17 protein-coding genes and 2 pseudogenes are annotated in these 22,054 nt (G+C 60.4%); 13 read left to right on the top strand and 6 right to left on the bottom strand.

Annotation, left to right across the window (positions count from 1 at the left end; translation table 11 throughout):
• Positions 1 to 282: 282 nt before the first annotated feature.
• The 5 genes and pseudogenes from AQ610_RS36565 to AQ610_RS28250 all read left to right on the top strand — a co-directional run bounded on the left by AQ610_RS36565 (position 283) and on the right by AQ610_RS28250 (position 4,253).
• Positions 283 to 1,701 carry a hypothetical protein gene (locus AQ610_RS36565; RefSeq protein WP_009917408.1) on the top strand — a complete coding sequence of 473 codons (1,419 nt, stop codon included), beginning with the start codon at positions 283 to 285 and terminating at the stop codon, positions 1,699 to 1,701.
• 305 nt (positions 1,702 to 2,006) lie between these two features.
• Positions 2,007 to 2,441, top strand: coding sequence for a transposase (locus tag AQ610_RS28260; protein WP_059213620.1), 435 nt, complete (start codon positions 2,007 to 2,009; stop codon positions 2,439 to 2,441).
• Positions 2,442 to 2,549: 108 nt separating this feature from the next.
• Positions 2,550 to 2,732 carry a transposase gene (locus AQ610_RS37975; protein WP_080595291.1) on the top strand — a complete coding sequence of 61 codons (183 nt, stop codon included), beginning with the start codon at positions 2,550 to 2,552 and terminating at the stop codon, positions 2,730 to 2,732.
• Positions 2,733 to 2,807: 75 nt separating this feature from the next.
• Positions 2,808 to 3,179, top strand: a pseudogene (locus AQ610_RS28255) (helix-turn-helix domain-containing protein); the annotation flags it as partial.
• Between the two features lie 39 nt (positions 3,180 to 3,218).
• Positions 3,219 to 4,253 carry an IS481 family transposase gene (locus tag AQ610_RS28250; protein ID WP_043283406.1) on the top strand — a complete coding sequence of 345 codons (1,035 nt, stop codon included), beginning with the start codon at positions 3,219 to 3,221 and terminating at the stop codon, positions 4,251 to 4,253.
• 23 nt (positions 4,254 to 4,276) lie between these two features.
• Here the strand turns inward: AQ610_RS28250 and AQ610_RS28245 are convergent.
• The 3 genes and pseudogenes from AQ610_RS28245 to tnpA form a co-directional block, all read right to left on the bottom strand.
• Positions 4,277 to 5,065 (bottom strand): annotated as a pseudogene (locus AQ610_RS28245) (IS66 family transposase); the annotation flags it as partial.
• Positions 5,066 to 5,095: 30 nt separating this feature from the next.
• Positions 5,096 to 5,386 (bottom strand): IS66 family insertion sequence element accessory protein TnpB, encoded by a 291-nt coding sequence (tnpB, locus tag AQ610_RS28240; RefSeq protein WP_043283433.1) that lies wholly within the window; start codon positions 5,384 to 5,386, stop codon positions 5,096 to 5,098.
• On the bottom strand, positions 5,383 to 5,811 hold the full coding sequence (tnpA, locus tag AQ610_RS28235; protein WP_231749004.1) for an IS66-like element accessory protein TnpA: 429 nt from the start codon (positions 5,809 to 5,811) through the stop codon (positions 5,383 to 5,385). The genes tnpB and tnpA overlap by 4 nt, the downstream gene beginning before the upstream one ends.
• A gap of 823 nt (positions 5,812 to 6,634) precedes the next feature.
• On the opposite strand from tnpA, the gene AQ610_RS28230 reads away from it, so the two are divergent.
• The 5 genes from AQ610_RS28230 to AQ610_RS28205 all read left to right on the top strand — a co-directional run bounded on the left by AQ610_RS28230 (position 6,635) and on the right by AQ610_RS28205 (position 15,624).
• Positions 6,635 to 9,097 (top strand): hypothetical protein, encoded by a 2,463-nt coding sequence (locus AQ610_RS28230; RefSeq protein ID WP_006029793.1) that lies wholly within the window; start codon positions 6,635 to 6,637, stop codon positions 9,095 to 9,097.
• A gap of 108 nt (positions 9,098 to 9,205) precedes the next feature.
• Positions 9,206 to 10,483: an IS256 family transposase gene (locus tag AQ610_RS28225; RefSeq protein ID WP_006026243.1), complete on the top strand. Its 1,278-nt coding sequence runs from the start codon at positions 9,206 to 9,208 to the stop codon at positions 10,481 to 10,483.
• Positions 10,484 to 10,535: 52 nt separating this feature from the next.
• Positions 10,536 to 12,194 (top strand): hypothetical protein, encoded by a 1,659-nt coding sequence (locus AQ610_RS28220; RefSeq protein ID WP_144411872.1) that lies wholly within the window; start codon positions 10,536 to 10,538, stop codon positions 12,192 to 12,194.
• A complete protein-coding gene (locus AQ610_RS28215) occupies positions 12,149 to 14,377 on the top strand; it encodes a hypothetical protein (protein ID WP_231749003.1) in 2,229 nt (742 codons plus the stop codon). Before AQ610_RS28220 ends, AQ610_RS28215 begins: the two co-directional genes overlap by 46 nt.
• Positions 14,378 to 14,488: 111 nt before the next feature.
• Positions 14,489 to 15,624 (top strand): IS3 family transposase gene (locus AQ610_RS28205; RefSeq protein ID WP_374189343.1). Its coding sequence is split into 2 segments (ribosomal slippage): positions 14,489 to 14,753 and positions 14,753 to 15,624, totalling 1,137 coding nucleotides; the frame shifts between segments, so codons are not numbered across the junction.
• A 618-nt stretch (positions 15,625 to 16,242) separates the two neighbouring features.
• Here the strand turns inward: AQ610_RS28205 and AQ610_RS28200 are convergent.
• The 3 genes from AQ610_RS28200 to AQ610_RS28190 form a co-directional block, all read right to left on the bottom strand.
• A complete protein-coding gene (locus AQ610_RS28200) occupies positions 16,243 to 17,340 on the bottom strand; it encodes a lytic polysaccharide monooxygenase (RefSeq protein WP_006029789.1) in 1,098 nt (365 codons plus the stop codon).
• Positions 17,341 to 17,779: 439 nt separating this feature from the next.
• Positions 17,780 to 18,271: a hypothetical protein gene (locus AQ610_RS28195; protein WP_006029788.1), complete on the bottom strand. Its 492-nt coding sequence runs from the start codon at positions 18,269 to 18,271 to the stop codon at positions 17,780 to 17,782.
• Positions 18,272 to 18,341: 70 nt separating this feature from the next.
• Positions 18,342 to 18,965, bottom strand: coding sequence for a nitroreductase family protein (locus AQ610_RS28190; protein ID WP_006029787.1), 624 nt, complete (start codon positions 18,963 to 18,965; stop codon positions 18,342 to 18,344).
• On the opposite strand from AQ610_RS28190, the gene AQ610_RS36555 reads away from it, so the two are divergent.
• The 3 genes from AQ610_RS36555 to AQ610_RS28180 all read left to right on the top strand — a co-directional run bounded on the left by AQ610_RS36555 (position 18,955) and on the right by AQ610_RS28180 (position 22,053).
• On the top strand, positions 18,955 to 19,581 hold the full coding sequence (locus AQ610_RS36555) for a hypothetical protein (RefSeq protein WP_144411873.1): 627 nt from the start codon (positions 18,955 to 18,957) through the stop codon (positions 19,579 to 19,581). The genes AQ610_RS28190 and AQ610_RS36555 overlap by 11 nt on opposite strands.
• 22 nt (positions 19,582 to 19,603) lie before the next feature.
• Positions 19,604 to 21,019: a circularly permuted type 2 ATP-grasp protein gene (locus AQ610_RS28185; RefSeq protein ID WP_015603545.1), complete on the top strand. Its 1,416-nt coding sequence runs from the start codon at positions 19,604 to 19,606 to the stop codon at positions 21,017 to 21,019.
• A 92-nt stretch (positions 21,020 to 21,111) separates the two neighbouring features.
• Complete coding sequence (locus tag AQ610_RS28180; RefSeq protein WP_009914420.1) at positions 21,112 to 22,053, top strand: alpha-E domain-containing protein; 942 nt, start codon at positions 21,112 to 21,114, stop codon at positions 22,051 to 22,053.
• The last annotated feature ends 1 nt before the right edge of the window (position 22,054 follow it).

Below are 22,054 nucleotides of genomic sequence, written 5' to 3'. Positions count from 1 at the left end.
TCAATCTGCCACCATGGCGAAACGTAATCGGGAAGCGGACGGCAGTCAAGCAGCGGAAGCGGAAATCAAAGTATCTGCAAACGACTGGGCGATTGATGCCCCGAATCGAGGTCGTAGTCGGGGCTGCACAGGGTGCGCAGGCGTTCGTCTATCGCCGACGGCGCAGTCTTTTAAGCTCAATGGCGCACTTGGCGCGCCGCCACCGTCCGATACGACGTGGCCCGCACAACAATGAAATACAGCCAATGCTTGCGAATCTCTTTTTTTCTGATGAGGTAACTCATGTTCTGCCGTCGCTTTCTGACCCAGACGCTCACGGTGGTCACCGCCTGGCTATGTTTGCTGCCATTGCCCGCTCACGCGCTTTCCGGCGCCGACACGGCGTATCTCATCAACCAGCGCTATCAAAAAACAGCGAAAAAGTGCTTCGTCAACAGTCCAGTGTATGAGTGTGCGGGCGTGCTGTTGCGCACCGCGCCGCGTGATGGTACCGGGACGAGCTTCTGGCGGCTGAGTCCGGCGGAGATGGATGCCGGGTATGCGGAACTGAGTTACGCGCGGACCGACTTACCTCCCGTAAGTCCGCCTGATTCGGTCGGCTTCATATTGGCCGACAGGCCGACGGCGGCGGGGGATGGACGGCCGTATCAACTGACGTGCGGCGGGCTCGCTCAGGGCCAAAATCTGCCACCTTGCCCGTCGAATCCCGATGCAGTCGGTGTGAGCCTGTGGGACGTCAACATGCCGGGGACACTGGCGGTGCAAGCAATTTACTATGATGTCGCGCATGGCGGCCAACTTGCGCAGGCATTGCGCTATCAGAAGCAATATTTCGACGGAGCGGGGCAGTGGGTACCAATACTCAGATCGCAGCTTGGTGCTGGTTTGGCGACCGTATTCGGCTTCGATGAACGCGATCAGCTCGACTGGGGCTACACGGTCGCAAGAAATCTCGAAGCTCGCTACATTGATACGCGCATGACCTGTCCCGGCAATACGCCGGCCTACAACTGCTCTGGTGTACTCATCCGTGTGACGGGCTATGGCACCACTTTCAAGTCGTGGAACCCGAGTCCGAATTCAGTATCGCGCAACGGGGTTTCCTTTTCGTTCGCGCGTATCGATATGAAGATGACGACGACGGTCAGCGGCGGGCCGGGCGTCGTCATGCGGGAGTTGCAGTCGCCCACCGCGCATCCGCTCGAATGGCGCTGCGCGTTTCCACAGAACGCCGCGACGTCGGGCCGCTCGGACAGTTGCAACGTCGCGAGCGACCATCGGTTGTGTGATGCGAGAGGGATCAACACTGCGGCGCAATGGCAAGCGGCGTTTGGCAGCAACTCCAACATCGCCTGCGGTCTGGCACCGACCGTGGCGCAATTTGGTGTTCTGGTCGACCTGCGTCAGACGCTAACCGCAGGACACAACGAAGTCATCATCGCTGCCTGGCCGCAAGACATTCCCGTGCAGATACCTCTCGAGGCGCTCTTTTACCCGGCAGCAAGCGCCAAGCCCGGGGCAGAGTACATCCAGCAGGACTACATGGCGACCACGGGCCGCTTCATGCCGATTCTGTCGGTCGATCTGACGAAGCCCGCAGGCTCGATTTTTACGTACAACCCCGCCGATCAGAATGGCGCCATACAGCCGGGGTCGGTATTTGCCATCCCGGGCGACGGTGGGCCGTATCCCGGCTGGTAGATCGATTGGCGCAGATGTTGGGACCGGTCGATCGGAACCGCGCAATTTCGCATACCTCATGAGGCGTGGCATGCAACGAATGGACGAGCGTAGCCGCATCGCGGCGGCCGAGATTGGTCTGCGATTGTGTCGCGGGAGTACGCGTCGACCCGATGGTCGGCGGGTGTTAGTCGCGATACGTAAGCATCCGGCGAAGACGCCTTGAAGCGCGGGAGTTCTGACGCGAGCATCGTGTCCATCAACAACTTTTAATGTAAGCACCTGGCTAAGGCATCTTGATCGATAAGTCGTGCCGACCGATGATCATGTCCATTCAAATTTTAAATGGACAGGTATACATGATGGACGAAGTCGAGGTTGTCCAGGATGTGGTTCAGCCGAACCGGCGCCGGCGGCATAGCAAGGAATTCAAGGAGACGGTCATTCGTGCGGCAATGCAGCCGAACGTATCGATTGCGGCCATGGCACTGCATTACCGGTTGAACGCCAACCTGCTGCGCAGCCGGGTTGCAGCGCAGGAGGAACGCGATGCCGCTGAGGCGGCCCGACAGGAATTGAATGTCTCGTCGCCGGAATTTGTGCTGCTGCAGATGCAGAATGGTGTTGATGTTGCAGGGGCGACGCACATCGAGATCGAAGTGCGCAGGGGCGCGAGGGCAATCACGGTGCGCTGGCCACTGTCGGCCGCGAGCGACTGTGTAACGTGGCTGCTGGGGGCTATGAGTTTTGTCAAGCGGTAGGTGCTGACTTGGGTTGGTAAATGGGTAAGCGGCTCGGTATGGTCGTCCCCCACTGCTGATTGCGCCGACGCATGATGGGCGCGATCAGATTGACGGAGACGATCATCCATGTCGAATTCAGCGGGCCGAGCCCATCCCCGTCGCACGTATGCGCGGGAATTCAAGCAGCAGGTGATCAGAGAGACGTTGGAACCCGGTATGTCGGTGTCGATTGTTGCTCGACGGCATGACATCAACGCCAACGTGGTGTTCGGCTGGCGTAAGCAATATCGTGAAGGCAAGCTAGTGTGATGAGTTAAAAATTCGTTGAATTATTGGTCGCCTGTAGTACTGTGTGATGGAATTGCACGGATACGAGAGGCGACAATGAGCGGAAGACCAAAGGCGGATTTGGTGCTGAGCGAATCGGAGCGCGAACAACTCAAGGCGTTGACCATGCGCCGCAAGACCGCACAAGCGATGGCGTTGCGAGCGCGCATCGTGCTGGCCTGTGCCGAGGGTATGGACAATAAGACGGTCGCGGCGAAGCAGCGAGTCACACAGCAAACGGTCTCGAAGTGGCGTGCGCGCTTCGTTGCCGATCGGCTGGATGGTCTGCTCGATACGCCGCGGCCCGGCGCACCCAGAACGATCGACGACAGCCGCGTTGATGCGGTCATTGCGAAGACGCTTGAGAGCGTGCCAGCCGGGGCCACTCCCTGGAGCACGCGCACGATGGCCCGTGAGATGAACCTCACGTGTGCGATTCATAGACATCGTTTCAACTAGAATGAGGCGATGGATCGAGAGATCGCCGCGCGATTACGGTGGGTGCGCATGTATCACGAGACCGGCATTGCCGGTCTCGTGTGTGCGAGGTGTGGCATATCCCGACCGACGCTTCGCAAATGGCTGCGTCGCTATCAGGAGGCCGGTGAAGCCGGCCTCCAGTCCCAAAGTCGTCGTCCACTCCGCAGCCCAAACCGGAAGGTTTCCGACGCCGATCGGGCAACGATCCTTCGATTGCGTACCGAGCACAAAGGCGCGCGGCGAATCCAAAATGAACTGCGACTGCACGAGCAACGAGAACTGTCCCTCGCGACCATTCACAAGATCTTGAGCGAGGCGTGTGTAAAACCATTGATTCGATCCAGGCGACCGGTGCAGCCGAAACGCTACAGCCGGCCGGTGCCGGGAGACCGCGTCCAGATGGACACGATGAAGATCGCTCGAGGTGTGTATCAGTACACGGCGATCGACGACTGCTCGCGGTTCCGGGTACTAGCGCTCTATCCACGCAGAAATGCCCGAAATACGCTGCTCTTTCTTGATCGCGTTATCGAGGAGATGCCGTTCCGAATCCAGCGCATCCAGACCGACCGAGGCGGCGAGTTCTTCGCCGAAGCGGTACAACGGCGCTTGATGAGCGAGTGCATCAAGTTCTGGCCGATTCCGCCGCGTTCGCCACACCTCAATGGCAAAGTCGAGCGTTCACAGCTCACCGATTTAAACGAATTCTGGATGCATCATCAGCCGACAGAGGATGCGATCAGCGAACGAATTGAGGAGTGGCAGTTCAGCTACAACTGGCGGCGGCCGCACGGCTCACTTGGTGGCAAGACGCCCGTCGATCGTATCGCGGAACTGACCGAAATCACACCTCTCGCAGAGAAGGTGGAAAGTGCCTACGAGGAAACGAAAGAGCGAATTCGGCACCGCGAATGGCGCGTCGACAAAGCCCTCGCCGAGCATCACCGGCGCGTGTTGGAGTTCGCATCTCCCACCGGAGACGCGAACTCCAACACGCAACGAAAACGGCGCCCCAAAAAGTGAAACGATGTCTATGAATCGCACACGTCGCGCATATACACCCAGAGCCGTCCGGTCTTCGTCTTCTTGTTGCCCGGCGCGAGCACCGGGATCGGCGTGTCGTCCGTGTGCAGCTTGGACGGTGCCATCGTGTAGCGGCGCAACGCCTCGGTCAGCGCCTCGCACTGGCCGACCCAGCGGCCCATGCTGGCCGGATCGAGCTTCACGCCGTCGCGCGCGGCAATCTGCGACTGCCGGTACAACGGCGTGTGGTCCGCGTACTTCGAGACGAGGATATCGGCCAGCAGGCTCGGATGGGCGATGCTGCGCGTGATCGGCAAGCCCAGCATCGGCGACTGCGAGACATGGTGCCCGCACGGACAGACTGTCTTGCGCCGGATCGTGCGAATCACCTTGAACACCGCCGCGACCCGGGCGAGTTGCTCGGACACGTCTTCTCCGAGTGGCTGCATGGCGCTGCCGCACTTTGGGCAGGTCGCATCAGCGTCCAGCACACGTTCTTCGCGTGACAGATGCGGCGGCAGCGCCTCTTTCGGCGACGCGTCGCTGACCGGCGTGCGCGCGCTCGATTGGCGGGCGCGTCGCACATCAGCGACGCCACGCCCACCCGTCACATCATCGAGCTGCGTCTCGAGTCGCGCAGCCTCTCGATCCAACTGTTCGGACTTGCGTCCGAATTGCATGCGCTTGAGCTTGTCGATTTGCACCTTGAGGTGCTCAATCTCAAGGTCGCGTTCGGCAAGTTGCGCACGGGCCTCGCTCAGCAAGGCCCGCAGCGTTTCAACATCATCAGGAAGTTCCGCGCCGTTCGACATGTGGCGCAGTTTACGAGCCTTCCTCGCGGGTTACAACATCGACAGTTGTGCCGCCATCAGATGGACCTTGCCGCCGTCGGCCCGTGGCCAGACGAAGCGGCCACGCTCAAGCCGCTTCGCGAGAAGCCAGAGCCCGTCCTCGCTCGCCCACAGAACCTTCACGAGATCGCCGCGACGACCGCGGAAGATGAACACGTTGCCGCCCAGCGGATTCTCGTCGAGCGCCGTCTGCACCTTCGCCGCCAGCCCCTGGAACCCGCAGCGCATGTCGGTGACGCCCGCCACCAGCCAGACGCGTGTACCCGTGGGCAGAGAGATCACGATCGCAAGCTCCCCAGTACGGTCCGCAGCGTCTCGGCGTCAACAACGCCGTCGACCTTGACGACTACGCCGCCGATCCGAATCTCGATCGTCCCGGTTCGCGGAGTCGGATGGCCGACGCCGGGTGCGTCCGGTGGCATCGCTACCCGTGCCGGCGGCGTCTCATGAACCACCGACACCGGAATCAGGGATGTCGTTTCGGCCTGCAATTGCGCGCGATACCGACTATGCCAGGTGAACAGCATGTTTGCGTTGATGTCATTCCCCCGCGCCAGCTTTGCGACCGACACACCGGGCTCACAGGCCGCGGCCGCCAGTCGGCGCCGAAACTCAGGATCATGGTTCGGGCGTCCCTTGCGGCTACCCGGCTTGGCTTCCGCCTCTGTCACCGTGATGTCCATCAAATCGAAAATGATGGCCACCACTTTGATGTCGCTCCTCGTCGCCGTCTACGACGGCCGTCGTGAGGTGCTTACTTTCCAAACGGGCTCTTAGATTGAGCTGGTCGGAATTCGTTGTATTGGGGCGGTTGACACTTCTCGACGCGTTAGCTTACGATTTGCGTGCGGTTTAAGTCGAATCCTGGGCAAACTGGCAGCCCTCGGTGTACGCACCAGACATTTGCCGGGACGGCGACGCCAGTCTTGCTTGTGGGACTCTTTCTTGACTTGATGGCCTCTAATTGGAGAGCCGGACAGAGCGTGCCGTCCTTCGATGCGAGTTCATCAATGGCAGCCACTAGTGCGCCGTCGTCGCGCGACGCTTCTTCCCGAGACTTGCAGGCCTCTACAGCAATCCTCCGGACGTTCGTCCATCTCAAGGTAACGCGTTTCACCTCGGGCACCGCGCCAAAGTTAGTCGAGCGATCGCAACCAAGGCCCGACAAAGATAACAAAGCGCTCGCCAAACGATTGCGCGAGGCACTGAGCGACGTTGGCGTCTCCCTTAAGCACATATCAGATCCGGATATCGCCTCCCGCGTTCTTGGCTATTCGCATAGGTGCGCCCGTAAGCGCACGACAGCGGTGCCGAAAGGGAAGTTCACCTTGGCTGTCACAGCATCTATATTGACATTGATTGCCGCGCGGAGGGGGCATGATGCGACTGACATCCAAGGTCTCTGCGCGTATCTCACGGCGTATGCCCTCGTCACTTTTCTGTCGAGGATCGACCGGCTCCGTGCAGCGAATGTGGGTGCGAGCATATAGCTTGCGAGAAGCATTTAGACGATTCTGAGGCGCTTGACCAATGACAAAAAAGCAATCCCGCACCGCAACATCGATATTTCTCGAAGGATTTAAAGAGCCATATCTATGCTCCGATGGGCGACCATTCATCAAACTTCTGAATTGGTACACCGGCTTCGGTAAGACATATAACGCTGCGGCGTTCAGCATTGATCTGTATATCAACTGCGATGTCATTCCCGTATTCATTGCGCCCCTCCAGTCCTTGGTATCAGGGTTCACCGATGAAATACACAAGCATCAGAAGGCCGGCGCATACGCGGACGAAATCGAAGATGCCATCCGGGCCCGTGGCGCAGCCGTTCCGGTGCATCGTCTTTACTCCATTGAGTATCACCTGAACGATAGAAGCTTCTTCCAGGCTTGCTTGGCCTTCGTCAGTTGGCTAGAGCGCCACCCTCATATCAGTATGGAGGTATCGACCAAGCTTGCGGACACCGACAAGAGCGTTCGCGCTCGCGTGACTGAGCTGCGCCAAAAGGCAACCTATTGTGCGGAATCCAACTTCCTCATGATGGCAACCACTGACGACACGTACGAAGACACTAGGGCGGCTTACGTAAAGGCCGCCCGGCGGGCACGTAGTCTGGCTGATAGCTTGGTCTGGCGCCTCATCAAGCTAGACGTTGACAGTCGTCACCTGAAGCAGGAAGCTCATCGGTTCATGCGCGTCCACGAAGTCGCTGAGCTTGTTCGTCGGCTTCACCCCCTTCAAGAGTTCCTGGATAATCCAGGCGTCATCGTCTGTACCGCCTCGAAGGCGCAGGTGGGGCACAAGGTTTACGGCTCTGATGGAAAAAATGGCTTTAAAGAGCATCAGTTCGAGAATTTGCCACTGTTCCTCGAAGAACTCAATAGTGATGGGAGTCCGTTCGGACGCATGGTCTCCCGCCGGCCGGATTCGGCTCGCGTAGTCACGTTTATCGACGAAGAGGAAGACTCCTATTGGTATCTATTTGAGCGGCGTAAGTCGATAGTGAATTCGGATGGTGACAGTGACCTTAATCACGTCATCTCGGAGTTTTTTCAGTACTTCGATTTGCGCTGGCCGATGGCGTTCGAAAAGCTCCGCCGTGACGGCCCCACGGACCTCGCATTGGCAACGAAGGTCTACGAACATCTCGAAGATTTCGCGAAGGTGAGCAAGGCGGTAGAGGATGAATTTCTGCTTGAGGTATCGCGAACTGGTGCCAAGTACATTAACGATACCCGTCGGGCAGAAATTCTGCGTAGTCATCTATCCGACCAGTTTCCGACAACGGCGAAGCGTTTCGATGACGCGGAGCTCTTGATCATCCTAAATCAGTTGCATGACCGTAGTGATGTGCATGCCGCATTCAAGCGTTTTCGGCAGAAGGCCGGAGTACTCAGGCGAATGCGCGACTACGTCCTGAGCATCACTCGCCGTGGAAGTACAACCTACGAAACCTTTCGCGATCTGCACGAGCTAGTGGCAAACAAGAAGTACTTCACCATGAGTCGCTCCACGTATGGCGAGGTGTTGGATCAGCCTGGGCAGACATTCTTTACTGAATCCGCCAGTGTCATGGATACGGAGTTCCTGCGCCGAGTGGAAATGTCGCGTGACACGGCGCATCAGACCATCCGGCTTGAGTACCACGATAGCGATGTGCCGGCCGACGCGTTCACGTTATTGGATTACCTGAATTTGGTCGTATTCATGGCGTCCGTACTAGCGGTGACAGCAGGGGACAACGCCATCGAGATGTCGAAGGCGGACCAGGAACGGTATCCCAGCCTCGACCAATTTCGCTCGGACGTCCGGCGATTATTTGACGGGCGTGCAACCGAGGAGGGTTTGGCCGCAGAGACCAGTGATAGGGAGCTCCTGACCGACACGTTCCTGTTCAAGGACACGAAGAACGTCGTGACTCTCGAGGAAAGCCGAAACCAAGCTGAAGAATACAATATGACTGCTGATGTCAGCCTGACGCTGACGATCACGTCCCTTCGTGCCACCCCGGAAGAAGACATCGTTCGTGCGCTTGGGCGATCGAACGGCGTGTACCTGATGAGCGCAACGGGCGGTTTGGCATCAGCGTCCTCAGGCGCGTTTAATACGCGGTATCTCAAGCGTTGCCTGGAGTCCCGTGGCGGCTATTTTAGCGATATGACTGAGAATGAATTGCAGGTTGTTTCTTCTCAATCTGAAAAACTAATGGGCAAACGGGAACGCAAGGTCGTCATTCTGGATGACCGCGACCCGGCGCGTACCTTCGAAGTATCTAAGAGCTTCAAAGGTCTTCTCCAAACCTTTGAAGATGCCAGGCCGACGAAGGAGGAATCCGACTATGCACAGATGAACAGCTACAAACGCTGCGAGCTTGCTGGCTTGGTAGCTAGTCTGGACAAGTTGCTTTCAACGTCGATGCGTTCAGGCCTTGTGCTGTGTCAGACGACCCAGCATGTACGCAAGTGCCTGATGCGCTTGTCGAAGAGCTAATGTCGAATTTGGTGTACGGCGGGTGGTCGGCGGGAAATGAGAAGGCGGTGGCGGTTAGCTGAAAATGTTGCTTTCCACGGTAACACCCAGCAACCGAACTCCACCACCATGGCGAAACGTACGCAGGAAACAAACGGCAGTCAAGCAGCAACGGAAGTGAAGGGCCTGCCCGGTCTGGACGACCTGATCCAGCAGGGCGCGCGGCAGATTATCCAGCAGGCGATCGAGGCGGAATTGGCGGCATTGCTCGAGCAGTATTCGAACGTGAAAACGCTGGACGGACGGCGCGCGATCGTGCGCAACGGCTATCTGCCCGAACGCGAGGTCGTCACGGCAGTCGGGCCCGTGCCGGTTCAGGTGCCCAAGGTGCGTGACCGTTCGGGCTCGGGCGTGAAGTTCAACTCGAACATCGTGCCGCCCTACGTGCGCAAGTCGCCCCGGGTGAGCGCGGCGCTGCCGTGGCTTTACCTGCGCGGTGTTTCCACCGGCGACATGAGCGAAGCGTTCAGCGTGCTGCTCGGCGAACAAGCCAAAGGCCTCTCGCCCAATGTCGTGGTGCGCCTGAAGGCGCAATGGGCCGACGAGTTCGAGCGATGGAACAAACGCGACCTGTCGGGCTCGCGCTGGGTCTACTGGTGGGCTGATGGCATTCACACCGGCGCGCGCAGCGAAGACTCCGATGGCCAGTGCCTGCTGGTGATCATCGGCGTGAAGCCGGACGGGAGCAAGGAGCGCGTGGCGCTCGCCGACGGCTATCGCGAATCGAAGGATTCGTGGCGTGACCTGTTGCTGGACCTGAAGGCACGCGGGCTGCAGGCCGGCCCGCTGCTGGCTACTGGCGACGGCGCGATGGGCCTGTGGGCGGCGCTTGAAGAAGTGTTCCCGCAGACCAGGCAACAACGCTGCTGGTTCCACAAGATCGGCAACGTGCTCAACGCTCTGCCGAAATCGCAGCACGGCCGCGCCAAGGCTGCCCTGTCTGAAATCTGGAATGCGGCAACGCGAGCCGAGGCCATCGTCGCGTTCAACCAGTTCGTTGCGACGTATTCGGCCAAATATCCCAAGGCCGCTGAGAAGGTCACGAAGGACCGCGACGAGTTGCTCGCGTTCTACGACTTTCCAGCTGAACACTGGCAGCATCTGCGAACGACCAACCCGATCGAATCGACGTTTGCGACGGTACGTCATCGCACAACGCGTACGCGCAACTGTCTGTCGCGCGCGACCTTCCTTGGTCTGGCATTCAAGCTGATCGAATCGGCTGAACAGTCGTGGCGCCGTATCCGCGGCGTGGACAAGATCGAACAGCTCATGAAGGGCATTCCCTTCAAGGATGGTACCCCGGTGATCGAAAGCACACCGGCTCAGCAACCGCTCGCCGCCTGATCATGCCGCCGACTGCTGATACACCAGATTTGACAACTGCTCCTTGTCGAACATGAATACCCGATTCGTTACCCAAATGGACACTACGGGTGAGCTGTTTGTTGTCAGCCCGAAAGCGCTTCCAAGCTACCGTGAGTTTGGGGTGACCGAAGACATTATGGTGGTACTTTATTCCGCCTCACGCTTTCGTAAGCGCGATCGCACCAAGACGGGGGTGTTGGACGAGGACGACGACAAGGGGCAGTTCAGTAGTGACCTAGAGGACGCACTGGACATTAGTGAAAAGAAGCTGCTGCTATGGAGCGCTTATAAGTCAGCCTCGCGCGGTATCAATTTTCTTACTCGGCAGCACGGGGTACAGCGTGATTTCGAATTGTTTTGCTTGTTGAACGACCCATACTACACGCAACACACCCGGCTGAGCTCCAGCGGTTTCTCCATGGAGATGTTTCAGAGCTTTGCTCAGGTGCTGCGCGACGAAAACGAGAACTGGGCGTCTATGTCTAAGGGGGACCTGCTGTTCGAGTACTCACGCAACAAATGGAAGCGCCTGAGAAAAGAGCATTTCATTGATATTACTCGAACGGTGTTCCAGGCACTGGGCCGTGGCGAGCGACGGCCGGAAACGCAAATGTCGACACAACATCTCTATGTTAGCTCGGAGGCGGCGCGTATGGTCCATCTAGGTTTGGGTCATGCGCCAGAGTTACGTAGGCGTGCTTCGCCGGCGCAACGGGCCGTGCTCGCCGCGATTGCTCGGCATAATATTGATGTAAGTATTTTCCGATCGGATGGAGATCGGCAAATGCATCATCGAGAGAGTCTAAAAAGGGCAGTTGCGCTCCGTCGCTTCACTAGCCAGACTCCGGCGCGGTTTCGCTCCGACGCGGGAGCTCGCAGTCTATGGGACAAGTTGTTCGACGCGATGATGTTCCGTGACCCGCTCAAATACCTGGGAAAGCTATCTGCGGCAGGAGTTCCACTAGACTACTGTGACGGATGCTTCACCGAAGTGCCTGCGAATGCTGATACCTATACTGTTGAATTTGGTGCGGCTGGGATACTCGAGCGCGTCATCACGGATGCTGCGGATGGATCTGACGCGTACAATTGGATCGGCATGGTGGCACCCGAAGGGCTTATTAGCCAGCTCTCGTCTCCTACGCGAGATCTTCTGAAGGAGTCACGCGGATTCAAATTGGTTGACAAGGCGACGAAGCTCGTTCCCCAGCCATGGTTTGTCACCGAAATCATGAAGGGATACATCGCTGAACTGGAGTTTGAGGAGTACGTGGGTAATCAATTTAACGTCTGGCCTCGGAAGAATGCGCTAGGCGGTTATCCTGTAGAGTACCTTCAGGTGACTGAGCATCCGCTGTATCCCGATCTGTACCAGTTGTTCGACTACTATCTAGTGCCGCGGCCGAACGTGCTAGTGGCAGTGGACCTGAAGAACTGGGCACGAAGCACGGACAGCCTCAAGAAACACCAGCTTCAAATGGGGGCGCAGAAGAAGCATCAGCGTCTGCGAGAGCTGTTTCCAGACAAGACCATACATGCGCTCTATGTGAACTTGTACGGTGCGCATAAGTTCACTGTCGCAAAACCACCGACAGGGACTATTCGGTTCATGTCCCTATATGTGCCGAATACCGGCACAGACATGTGGATGCCGAATACGAACCTGCGCGAATCTATTTTGGGGAACTGATGCCGATCCGTAGTCTCGATTCCAAAACTGTCGCACACGGTCGATTGAATGCACTTCGATTCACAGCACCAGTAGCAGAAGCGGCGCGCGCGCTCGCCAACTGGCAGGTAGATCAAGGCGGTCTGCTTGTTCCGATGGCGATGCCGCTTCCAAAAGCTACTGAAGGCTCTCCGAAGGGCGTTAGCTTTTTTCGCCATCGCGCAAAGCTAGTTCGCGCCCAGATTGCCCAGGAACTGGGACTCGTGGGCGACGCTGCCTTGAAATTGTCGTTCACAATGACCTGGAAGGATGCGTGGTACCTTGGACCTCGTCCGAAACTGGACGCTCAGAGCATGCTCGACGCAGTTGCTGCCAGTCCCGCCAAGTTTATCGAACTCATGTTGCTGAAGGAGTTGATTGAGTCGTCAGCTATTGATGCGGAGGACACATTTGTCGGTGGGGGATTTGGACCGGGCGTTTACCTAGGGAGCGCCAGCCAGGCTTCAAAACGCCACCTCCAACTTGCTGAGGTTGAGTACACGGTCAATTCGAAACATGGATTCCTGCTGTGTGACATGACTGCTAAGCGCTTCTCGCGCAAGCTGAAGACTTCCGCGGAGAATGCTTCTGCAACGCGACTAGCGAATGCGGGCGAGGGATTTCTGGTTGGTGTCACTCGCATCGTGCCAGACGACTTCCACGAGCAAGACGGACGCAAATTTCCGATGGATGGCCTGAGTCTAGACCTCAACAAGGTTCGGCGTACCCGGTTCTACTACCTGAACCTGCTGACCGAATTTGCGATGCGACTCTTCACAAAGGCTAGAGTGCCCTTCGCACGTGAGACATTCGCAGCTACGCATTTTGTCGACGACGCATATATTCCTCTCGAGCCCTTGGCCCAGTTGAAGCATCCCATTATTGTCGTGAACACGACCAAGGAGCCGTTGGACCATGATGCCCTCGCCCCGCTAGTGCGGTTTCCCGAGTACCTTCCTGGTTATCACGTGGCCGGTAACAAGAAGGTGCACTTTCCTGCCCCCGACGTTAGGGCCGTATCGGTAGTGCCAGAACAACTTGATTCTGCAGTGAACTACCTGTTTTTGAATGGCAAAGGGGACGATGAATCAGGGAGCGTCCGCTTGGCAAAAGGTGGATCAACGGAATCTCAAGCCGTGACGCCGCTGGTAGCGTACCTAGCCCTTTCGAAAGGTGAGGGGCGAACTGACCCTTATACGGAAGTGAAGTACCGGCATCTGCTTGCGCAAGACAGATTCAAAGTGTCGACGCAGGGCCTGGATTATGGTCCCAACTCTTTGGCGTTACTGCGCCCAGGTAAAGCAGGAGGGGGCGAAAATAGGCAACTGCAGGAGGCACTTAAGCGGTGCCTGGTCGAGATGTCGCTGAAGGAGGCTTTGCTCGGGCACAAGGCGATAGCGGTCCCAGCCATACCTGACAGTATTCCAGTCCACCTAACGCTGCTGGCCACGCGTCGCGCGCGTATGCCAGGTCGCGCGGCTCCGGAACAGAGTATCGCGGCCGTGGATGTTCGCGTTGAGGGCAGCTCCATCGAGGTCATCCGGGTACGGCGTACGCCGTGGGGTAGCGGTGAAGCGGTGCTCGATTTTGTCTTCGAATATGAGTTCCTGCGGGAACAGGGCAAGGACGTTATACGCGATGGGCAATTCTGGGTCCTCGACCCAAGCTCTGGAGAGCGATTGACAGTTTGGGCTGGCACATTCGTGCCCAAAATCATCTTGAGTGACGCTTACGAAGGCATCGAACATGCAATCGGTGTGCAGGACAGCTATTTGGCCGCACGTCGTGAAGAGGGGAGCAAGGGAAAATATCTGTCAAAGGGGCGTGAGTTCAACCTGCTCCCGTATTACATCTCCATGTTCAAGCCGGAACATTCTGTGCGCGGTGAGCGTATCGGATCGAAGATGCCGATCCAGGACTGTGGGGCGTTCATTCGAATATTCGTGCCGCCAGAGGGGGGAATTGCCGGGTCTGGAGACGCCATGTCGGGGATGCGTGACCTCATGCACTATGGGGCCGATGGGGCGCCAACGCGCGCAGGGCTGCTAGATTTGCCGCTCGTTCAGTTGTATCTGCATACAATGACCAACGGGGTCTTGGTCGGTGGCGGTAACTCGAAGATGAGCGTACTCGAGAAGTTGGCCCGCTTGGCACTCGAAAACTGAAATCTGCGTCGCAAGCATGAAGTCAGATGTGGCTGCGCGAATTTGGACAGTCGGATAAGTGGAGCGACCGGGGCCTGAGCCAGCGATAATGCCGGCAAAGGAACCTGGAAGATGACGAAGAGAACCCGACGGACGCACTCAGCGGCGTTCAAAGCGAAGGTGGCACTGGCAGCGGTCAAAGGCGAGCGGACGCTGGCCGAATTGGCGCAGCAGTTCGATGTACACCCGAACCAGATCACGGAATGGAAACGGCAATTGCAGGAGCGCGCGGCGGACGTGTTCGGCGTGGGCGGTGCGCCGTCGAACGAGCCGCCGGTTGATCTGAAATCGCTGCACGCGAAGATCGGGCAACTGACGCTGGAAAATGATTTTTTAAGCGGCGCGCTCGACAAGGCGGGATTGCTGAGCGCAAAGAAATGATCGACCGTAAGCACGCTTTGCCGATTTCGCAGCAGGCCCGTCTCGTCGGCGTGGCGAGATCGAGCGTGTATTACCGACCGCAGCCGGTGAGTGAAGCGGATCAGTTGCTGATGCGACGGATCGACGAATTGCACATGGAGTTTCCCTTTGCCGGGGCGCGGATGCTGGCGCGCCTGCTGCGTCGGGAAGGCCATGAGGTTGGCCGTCGCCGAGTGCGGACGTTGATGAAGCGCATGGGCGTAGAGGCGTTGTACTGCAAGCCGAACACGAGCCGTCGCAACGCGCAGCACAAGATCTGGCCGTACCTGCTGCGCGGCATGAAGATTGACCGGGCGAATCAGGCGTGGGCACTCGACACGACCTACATTCCGATGGCACGAGGCTTCGTGTACCTGACGGCGGTGGTGGACTGGTCGAGCCGCAAGGTTCTCGCGCATCGGGTGGCGATCACGCTGGAAGCCGTACATGCTGTCGAGGCGCTGGAAGAAGCGTTCGCCCGCTACGGGCGGCCGGACATCGTGAACACCGACCAGGGCAGTCAGTTCACGGCCAACGCGTTCACCGAGGCGGTACTCAGTCGGGGCATCCGGCTGTCGATGGACGGCAAGGGAAGCTGGCGCGACAACGTATTCGTCGAACGGGTCTGGCGGAGCATCAAGTACGAAGAGGTCTACCTGAAGGCGTATGAGTCGGTCAGCCATGCCCGGCGCTCCATCGGCGAGTACATCAGCTTGTACAACCGGAAACGGCCCCATTCGAGCCTGGCGGATCAGACGCCGGATGAGGCATACTTCGCGACGCTGCCTGCGATCAAATCGGCAGCATAATTGCCTCGGACGTTCCACTTAAAAATCTCAGAAGACTGTCCGAACGAGCGAAGCCACCTCTGTCTGCAGGTCGCAAGCTATGCCGTCAAGGGGGGCTGCTTGGGGCCTGCTCTTTGCCAAGCGCGGTTAGGCGTAGCTGCTCGCCGTCTCGAAGCTCGGGACGATGAATGCGAAAACACCGATCGCGCCTCCGAGTACGCCGTTGGAGGTGCCGTGCCATGCCGGCGACAAAACGTGTTCATATGGTCATATCCGGGTAGTCAACGAGGGACGCGAAGACCGGGGCGAAACTAACAGCTGCGACCAGGAGTTCCTGCTCATTGAGCACGTCGGAGGGGGTATTTGGTGCTGTGATGTCTGCCATCGCGGCCGATGGTGCCAGTGACTAAATTGCGTGCAGCAAAGGCTGCCAGGGTGAGATATCTCGGACTCGAAGGCGACACCGAGCATCCATCCGGCGAAGATGGCAGTCACGTTATTGCGAGGAGATCCAAAAAAAAGGCGGCGCATCGAGGATCGAGATGCGTCGCCCAATGCGGATATCGAGGGAATATCCGCAAGCACGCTATGTGAGGCGATGCGCGCACCGGTGTGCCGCGCGCGTCGCCCGTCAGTTGGCTATTTTGCGCCGACGACGCCGAGCGCGCTGCTGTAGTTCGGCTGCAGCCAGACCTTGTTCGCGTTCAGGTTCGTCGTGTCGAAATAGATCGTGTTGCCCGAGCGCACGCCGATTTTCGCGACGTTGCCGTAACGGCCGTTGACCTGATCGGCGAGCTGTTTCGCCCACACGCCGCGATCGGCGTTGTACGGAGTGATCGGCTGGCGCACGTCGACGACTTCCGCGCCGCGCGCATCCGCGCCCATCACGCGGAAGCGAACCTGCTGGCCGGCTTGCGGCGCGATGCCCGGCTCGACGAACGCGCGCGTCGCGACCCACGGGAAGCCCGATGCGCGCTCGTCGGCGGCGATCGTCACGTCGCTGCAATTGAAGAAGCCTTCGTTGCCGGCATCGATGCGCTGCCAGTAGCTGTACAGCACAGCATCGCCGGTGCGGCCGGCGGGCAGCGTCACGTCGAGCGTGTAGAACGACTGGATCGAGCCGGGCAGATGGCCCGCGCCGTTCGCGGGGACGGGTGCGGGAGCCGGCGCGTCGTAGATCTGTTGCAGATCGTCCCAGCGCAGCGGCTGCGACGGATTGTAAGACGGCTTCGAGATGAACACGCGCATGCGCGCCGGATTGTGCGACGTCGTGTTTTCCCACTGAAGTTCGACATGACCGTTGTTTGGCGTCAGTTGCGTCTTGCGCCAAACCGTCGTCGGCGCCCTGTCGAGACCCGCCTTCGACGTGTCGCCGCCCGCGCACAGCAGGCCGTCGGGCACCGCGGCCTTCAGTTGCGCGAGATCGTTGCCCTGGCCGACCGGATTCGCGGACACCTCGTTCCATTGCGTGAAAGGGTAGGCCGAATTGTTGCCGGCGCGATAGGCGGCGCGGCAGTCGTCGTGCGGGATCGCCGAGCCGTCGGGCGGGTCCCAGTAGCCGCCTTCGAGGCGGCATTGATATTGACGCGCGATCGGGAAGCCGACTGCACCGTGCGCGTCGGCGTCGGCGGGCGCGAGCAGCGCGGCGAGCGAAGCGGCCAGCGTGGCGGCGGCACCGAGCGCGACTGCGGCGCGCACGCGCTGACGGGGTGACGGCGCATCGAAGAGCGACTTCATGTAGCGTTCCTCCTGGTGAGAAATGACACGGTTCGCGTTCCGCAGCGTGATGGAGATGCGTCGATTGTTTTGGATGTCGAAATGTACGGCGTTGGCGCTTTCTTCCGAGGATTCCGTCACGATGGTAGATGACGTCGCACGCCAGCACGGCCTACCAAAAATGGCAGGCGCGGCGAATTCGCGCGATGCCGGGCGTTCGGGGCGACAGGCGGCCTTCTGTCTGCCCGATCCGTTCGAAGAGGGCGCGTCGCAAGCAAAGAGATCGCAGCCTATCGCCAGTGCGGAGGTGGGCGTTACCACGAAACTTGGGAGGTTGACCGGCGAGGCGCGCGACGATCGCGCGGCGGCGGTCGAACCGGGCGCGCGCTCATTCGCTCGCCCGCTCGTCCTCGTCCGCGTGCGGTCAAGCGGTCAAGCGGCCGCGCGTTCGACGCGCGCGTCAATGCAGATACGCGGCGGGCTGCGTAGGCGTGCGAATCGCAAGCCCTGCGTCGAGCAGCGCGATCGAAAACCAGCGGGCGATCTTCAGCACGCCGCTGTCCGCACAGCGCGGCAGCCAGTCGGCGAGCGCGCGCAGCGCCGCTTCGCTGCGCGCCGATTGCAGGTGGGCGAGCGCCTGCAGAAGCTGCGCCTCGTCGTTTGCGGGCCCGCACGCGCAACGGCAGTGCGTGTCGAGCGGGTGGCATGTGTTGCACGTGAGGAAGCGCATCAGCATGTCGAAATGCACGAGCCCGTCGGCGCGCAAGCCGGCCGCGGTCAGCACGTCGCGCCACGATTGCCGGCGGCATCGCGTGTCGTCGGCGGCGACCTTGGACGGATGCAGCCACCTGCGGATCGCGGTCAGCACGATCCGCGCCGCATCGGCATCGCGCGGTTCGACGTCGGCTTCGGCGAGCGGTGCGCCGTTCGGGGCGGCGTGAGGGAAATGCATGGCGGAACCTCCGGAGTTCGATGCGGCACGCAAGCGGCGGGCCGCGCATGGATGTCGGTCGGCGCGGCCGTCAGCGTGCGGGGCCGAGCCATTCGCGCACGTGCGCGCCGCGATCCGGACGTCGCGCGTCGCTCGCGGGCGCGGCCGGCGTGCCGACGAACAGGAAGCCGACGAGTCGCTCGTCGGCGCCGAAGCCGAGCGCGGCGTGCATCGCCGGCTCGTGCGAATCGACGCCCGTTGCCCAGAAACCGCCGTAGCCGAGCTGATGGATCGCGTTGAGCATGTTCATCGCTGCTGCGCCGACAGCAAGCAACTGTTCGACCTCCGGTACTTTCGACGTGCGATTCAGTGCCGCGCCGAGCGCGATGACGAGCGGCGCGGCGAGCGCCCTGGCTCGGCGGTGCTCGTGCGAGCCGGGCGGATCGCCGGGCGCACGCGCATCGGCGAGCTCGACGAGCAGATCGCCGAACGCGTGGCGCGCCGCGCCGCGGATCACGACGAATCGCCACGGACGCAGGTTGCCGTGATCGGGCGCGCACAGAGCGGCGTCGAAGATTGCGTCGAGCTCGCGCGGGCGGGGCGCGGGTTCGGTCAGCGGCCAGCGGGAGCGGCGCGACAGCAGTCCCCGCAGCGGGCCGCGCGGGTCGTCGGATACGGCGGCGCGCGCGGGCGCCGCGGAGGCGATGGCATTCATGGTCGAGGTTCCGGTATCGGGCGATGAACGGAATACATCATCGAACAGATTCGCTTTAAATGCAAACGATTCTCATTTGCGAATGAGGCGATTCGAGGGCCGCGTGACGATTCGGGTGGGGCAGCGCGTCACCGGCGGCCGTGCGGTTCGCGGGATTCCGGCGGCGAGCAAGGCGCGTGCATCGATTCCCCCGAACCGGCCGCTTGCAGCGCGCGTTCTCAATTCGTGCACGCCAGGAAGCTTCGGGGTGATGCATCGGCTGATCGATTCCTGGCAGTGTGTTATCGCGGCGCCGGGCTGCCGCGCGGAAAGCGGTTCGAGCGCCCTCGATGCCGAGGTTCGCGCAGTCATAACTATCCGGTTAATCCAGAAAGAGCCGATGGTTCGATCGGATACCGAAGTGATCGCCCGCATAGACAGACGCGCGGGAAATCTGCCACGCGGGCGACACCGGCTGCGCCGAATCGGCACATGCTGGCCGCCGGCCTTCGCACCTTCGTGGTGCGGTGTGCCGCGCAAAAGTGCCAAATCAGACGGGAGGCCGGAGGATTCCAGCAAGGCACGCTCTTTGCTCATCAGACATTGCGCCGGTTCGGCATGGAGAGATGCCGAGTGAATGATGGATGGAGAATTTTTCGATGAAGCCGTTCGACGAAATGCTGCAACCCGGCGATACTGTACGGGCGCCGTATGAGCGCTTGAAGCAATGGCTCGACACGCAGGATCCCGCGAGCCTCGCCCAGAAGGCGCACGACGCCGAAGGCGTGTTCCGCAAGACCGGCATCACGTTCGCCGTGTATGGCGACGCCGAGGCCGCCGAGCGCTTGATTCCGTTCGACATCGTGCCGAGGATCATTTCGGCAAGCGAATGGAACCGGCTGTCGCAGGGGATCGAGCAGCGCGTGATGGCGCTCAATGCGTTCCTCGACGACATCTATCACCGCCAGGAGATCGTGCGCGCGGGAATCGTGCCGAAGCACCTGATCGCGCACAACGATGCGTTCCTGCCGGAGATGATCGATTTCCGGCCGCCCGGAAACGTTTACACGCACATCATCGGCGTCGACATCGTCCGGACCGCGGAAAATCAGTTCTACGTGCTCGAGGACAACGCGCGCACGCCGTCCGGCGTGTCGTACATGCTCGAGAACCGCGAGACGATGATGCAGCTCTTCCCCGAGCTGTTCCAGCGGGTGAAGGTGCGGCCCGTCGAGACATATCCGCAACTGCTGCGCCAGTCGCTCGCGGCCGTCTGCCCGCCCGGCGGCAATGCGGACAATCCGACCGTCGCGGTGCTCACGCCCGGCATTCACAACTCCGCGTATTACGAGCACGCGTTCCTCGCCGACCAGATGGGCGTGCATCTCGTCGAGGGCAGCGACCTGCAGGTGATCGGCGATCGCGTCGCGATGCGCACGACCGAAGGCTTCCGGCCGATCGACGTGCTGTACCGCCGCCTCGACGACGCGTTCCTCGATCCGCTCACGTTCCTGCCGGATTCGGTGCTGGGCGTGGCCGGCATCATGGACGTCTACCGCGCGGGCAACGTGACGATCGCGAATGCGCCCGGCACCGGCATCGCCGACGACAAGGCGATCTATTCGTACATGCCGGAGATCGTCGAGTTCTACACCGGCCGCCGCGCGATGCTCGAGAACGTGCCGACCTGGCGCTGCGCGGAAGCGGACAGTCTCAAGTACGTGCTCGAGCATCTGGAGGAACTCGTCGTGAAGGAGGTGCACGGCTCGGGCGGCTACGGGATGCTCGTCGGCCCCGCGGCGTCGAAGGCCGAGCGCGACGCGTTCGCGGCGAAGCTGCGCGCGAAGCCGTCGAACTACATCGCGCAGCCGACGCTCGCGCTGTCGACGACGCCGATCCTGACCGAGCGGGGGCTCGCGCCGCGCCACGTCGATCTGCGGCCGTTCGTGCTCGTGTCCGACCGGATTCGCATCACGCCGGGCGGCCTCACGCGGGTCGCGCTGAAGGAGGGTTCGCTCGTCGTCAACTCCAGCCAGGGCGGCGGCACCAAGGACACCTGGGTGCTCGCCGACTGAACGCACGCGCAAGACGGCGCATGCGAACGCACGCGCTTGCGGCGCGCGTTCGCGCGCGCCGCACCGAACAACGATCGGAGTGGACGGCAAACATGCTTCTCGGACGCACAGCAAGCGGTCTTTACTGGATGTACCGCTATATCGAGCGCGCGGAAAACACCGCGCGCATCGTCGACGCCGGATTGCGGATGGCGCTCACGCGCACGTCGGACGCGCCCGCGGAATGGTCGTCGGTGCTCGTCAGCTCGGGCGCGGACGACGGCTATCGACAGAAGTACGAAACATATGCGGCGGACACGGTTGCCGACTATCTGCTGCGCGATCGCGACAATCCGTCGAGCGTGCTCTCGTGCATCGAGTACGCGCGCTCGAATGCGCGGATGGTGCGCACGGCGCTCACGCGCGAGGCGTGGGAGAGCGTGAACGGCGCATGGCTCGCGATCAAGCGGGCGCTCGCGCAGCCGATCCGCGCGAGCGCGCTGCCCGCGATCCTCGACGAGATCAAGCGCGAGACCGCGCTGATCCTCGGCAGCTTCTACAGCACGATGCTGCGAAACGAGATCTTCGATTTCGCGCAGATCGGCGCGTTCGTCGAGCGCGCGGACAACACCGCGCGGATTCTCGACGTCAAATATCACCTGCTGCTGCCGTCGGTGTCGCACGTCGGCACGATCCTCGACAACTACCAGTGGGAATCGATCCTGCGCTGCGTCGCCGCGCACCGGTCGTATCGCTGGGTCTACGACGTCCAGTACAAGCCGCTCAACATCGCCGACTATCTGATCCTCAACGGGCGCATGCCGCGCTCGCTGCGCTACTGCTACGGGCGTGTCGTGTCGAGCCTCGAGCATCTCGCGAAAGATTACGGGCTCACGCACGGTTGTCACGAAACCGCCGCCAAAATCAGGCAGTCGCTCGAGGGCAACACGGTCGAACGTGTCTTCAAGAGCGGACTGCACGAGTTTCTGACGGATTTCATCGCCAAGAACAACAGTCTCGGCCTCGAAATCGCCCAAGCCTACAACTTCGATTGAG

The sequence above is a fragment of the Burkholderia humptydooensis genome, assembly GCF_001513745.1.
Classification (GTDB): Bacteria; Pseudomonadota; Gammaproteobacteria; order Burkholderiales; family Burkholderiaceae; genus Burkholderia; species Burkholderia humptydooensis.
The sequence above is the reverse complement of the archived record's forward strand: the minus strand, read 5'-3'. Positions and strand labels throughout refer to the sequence as shown.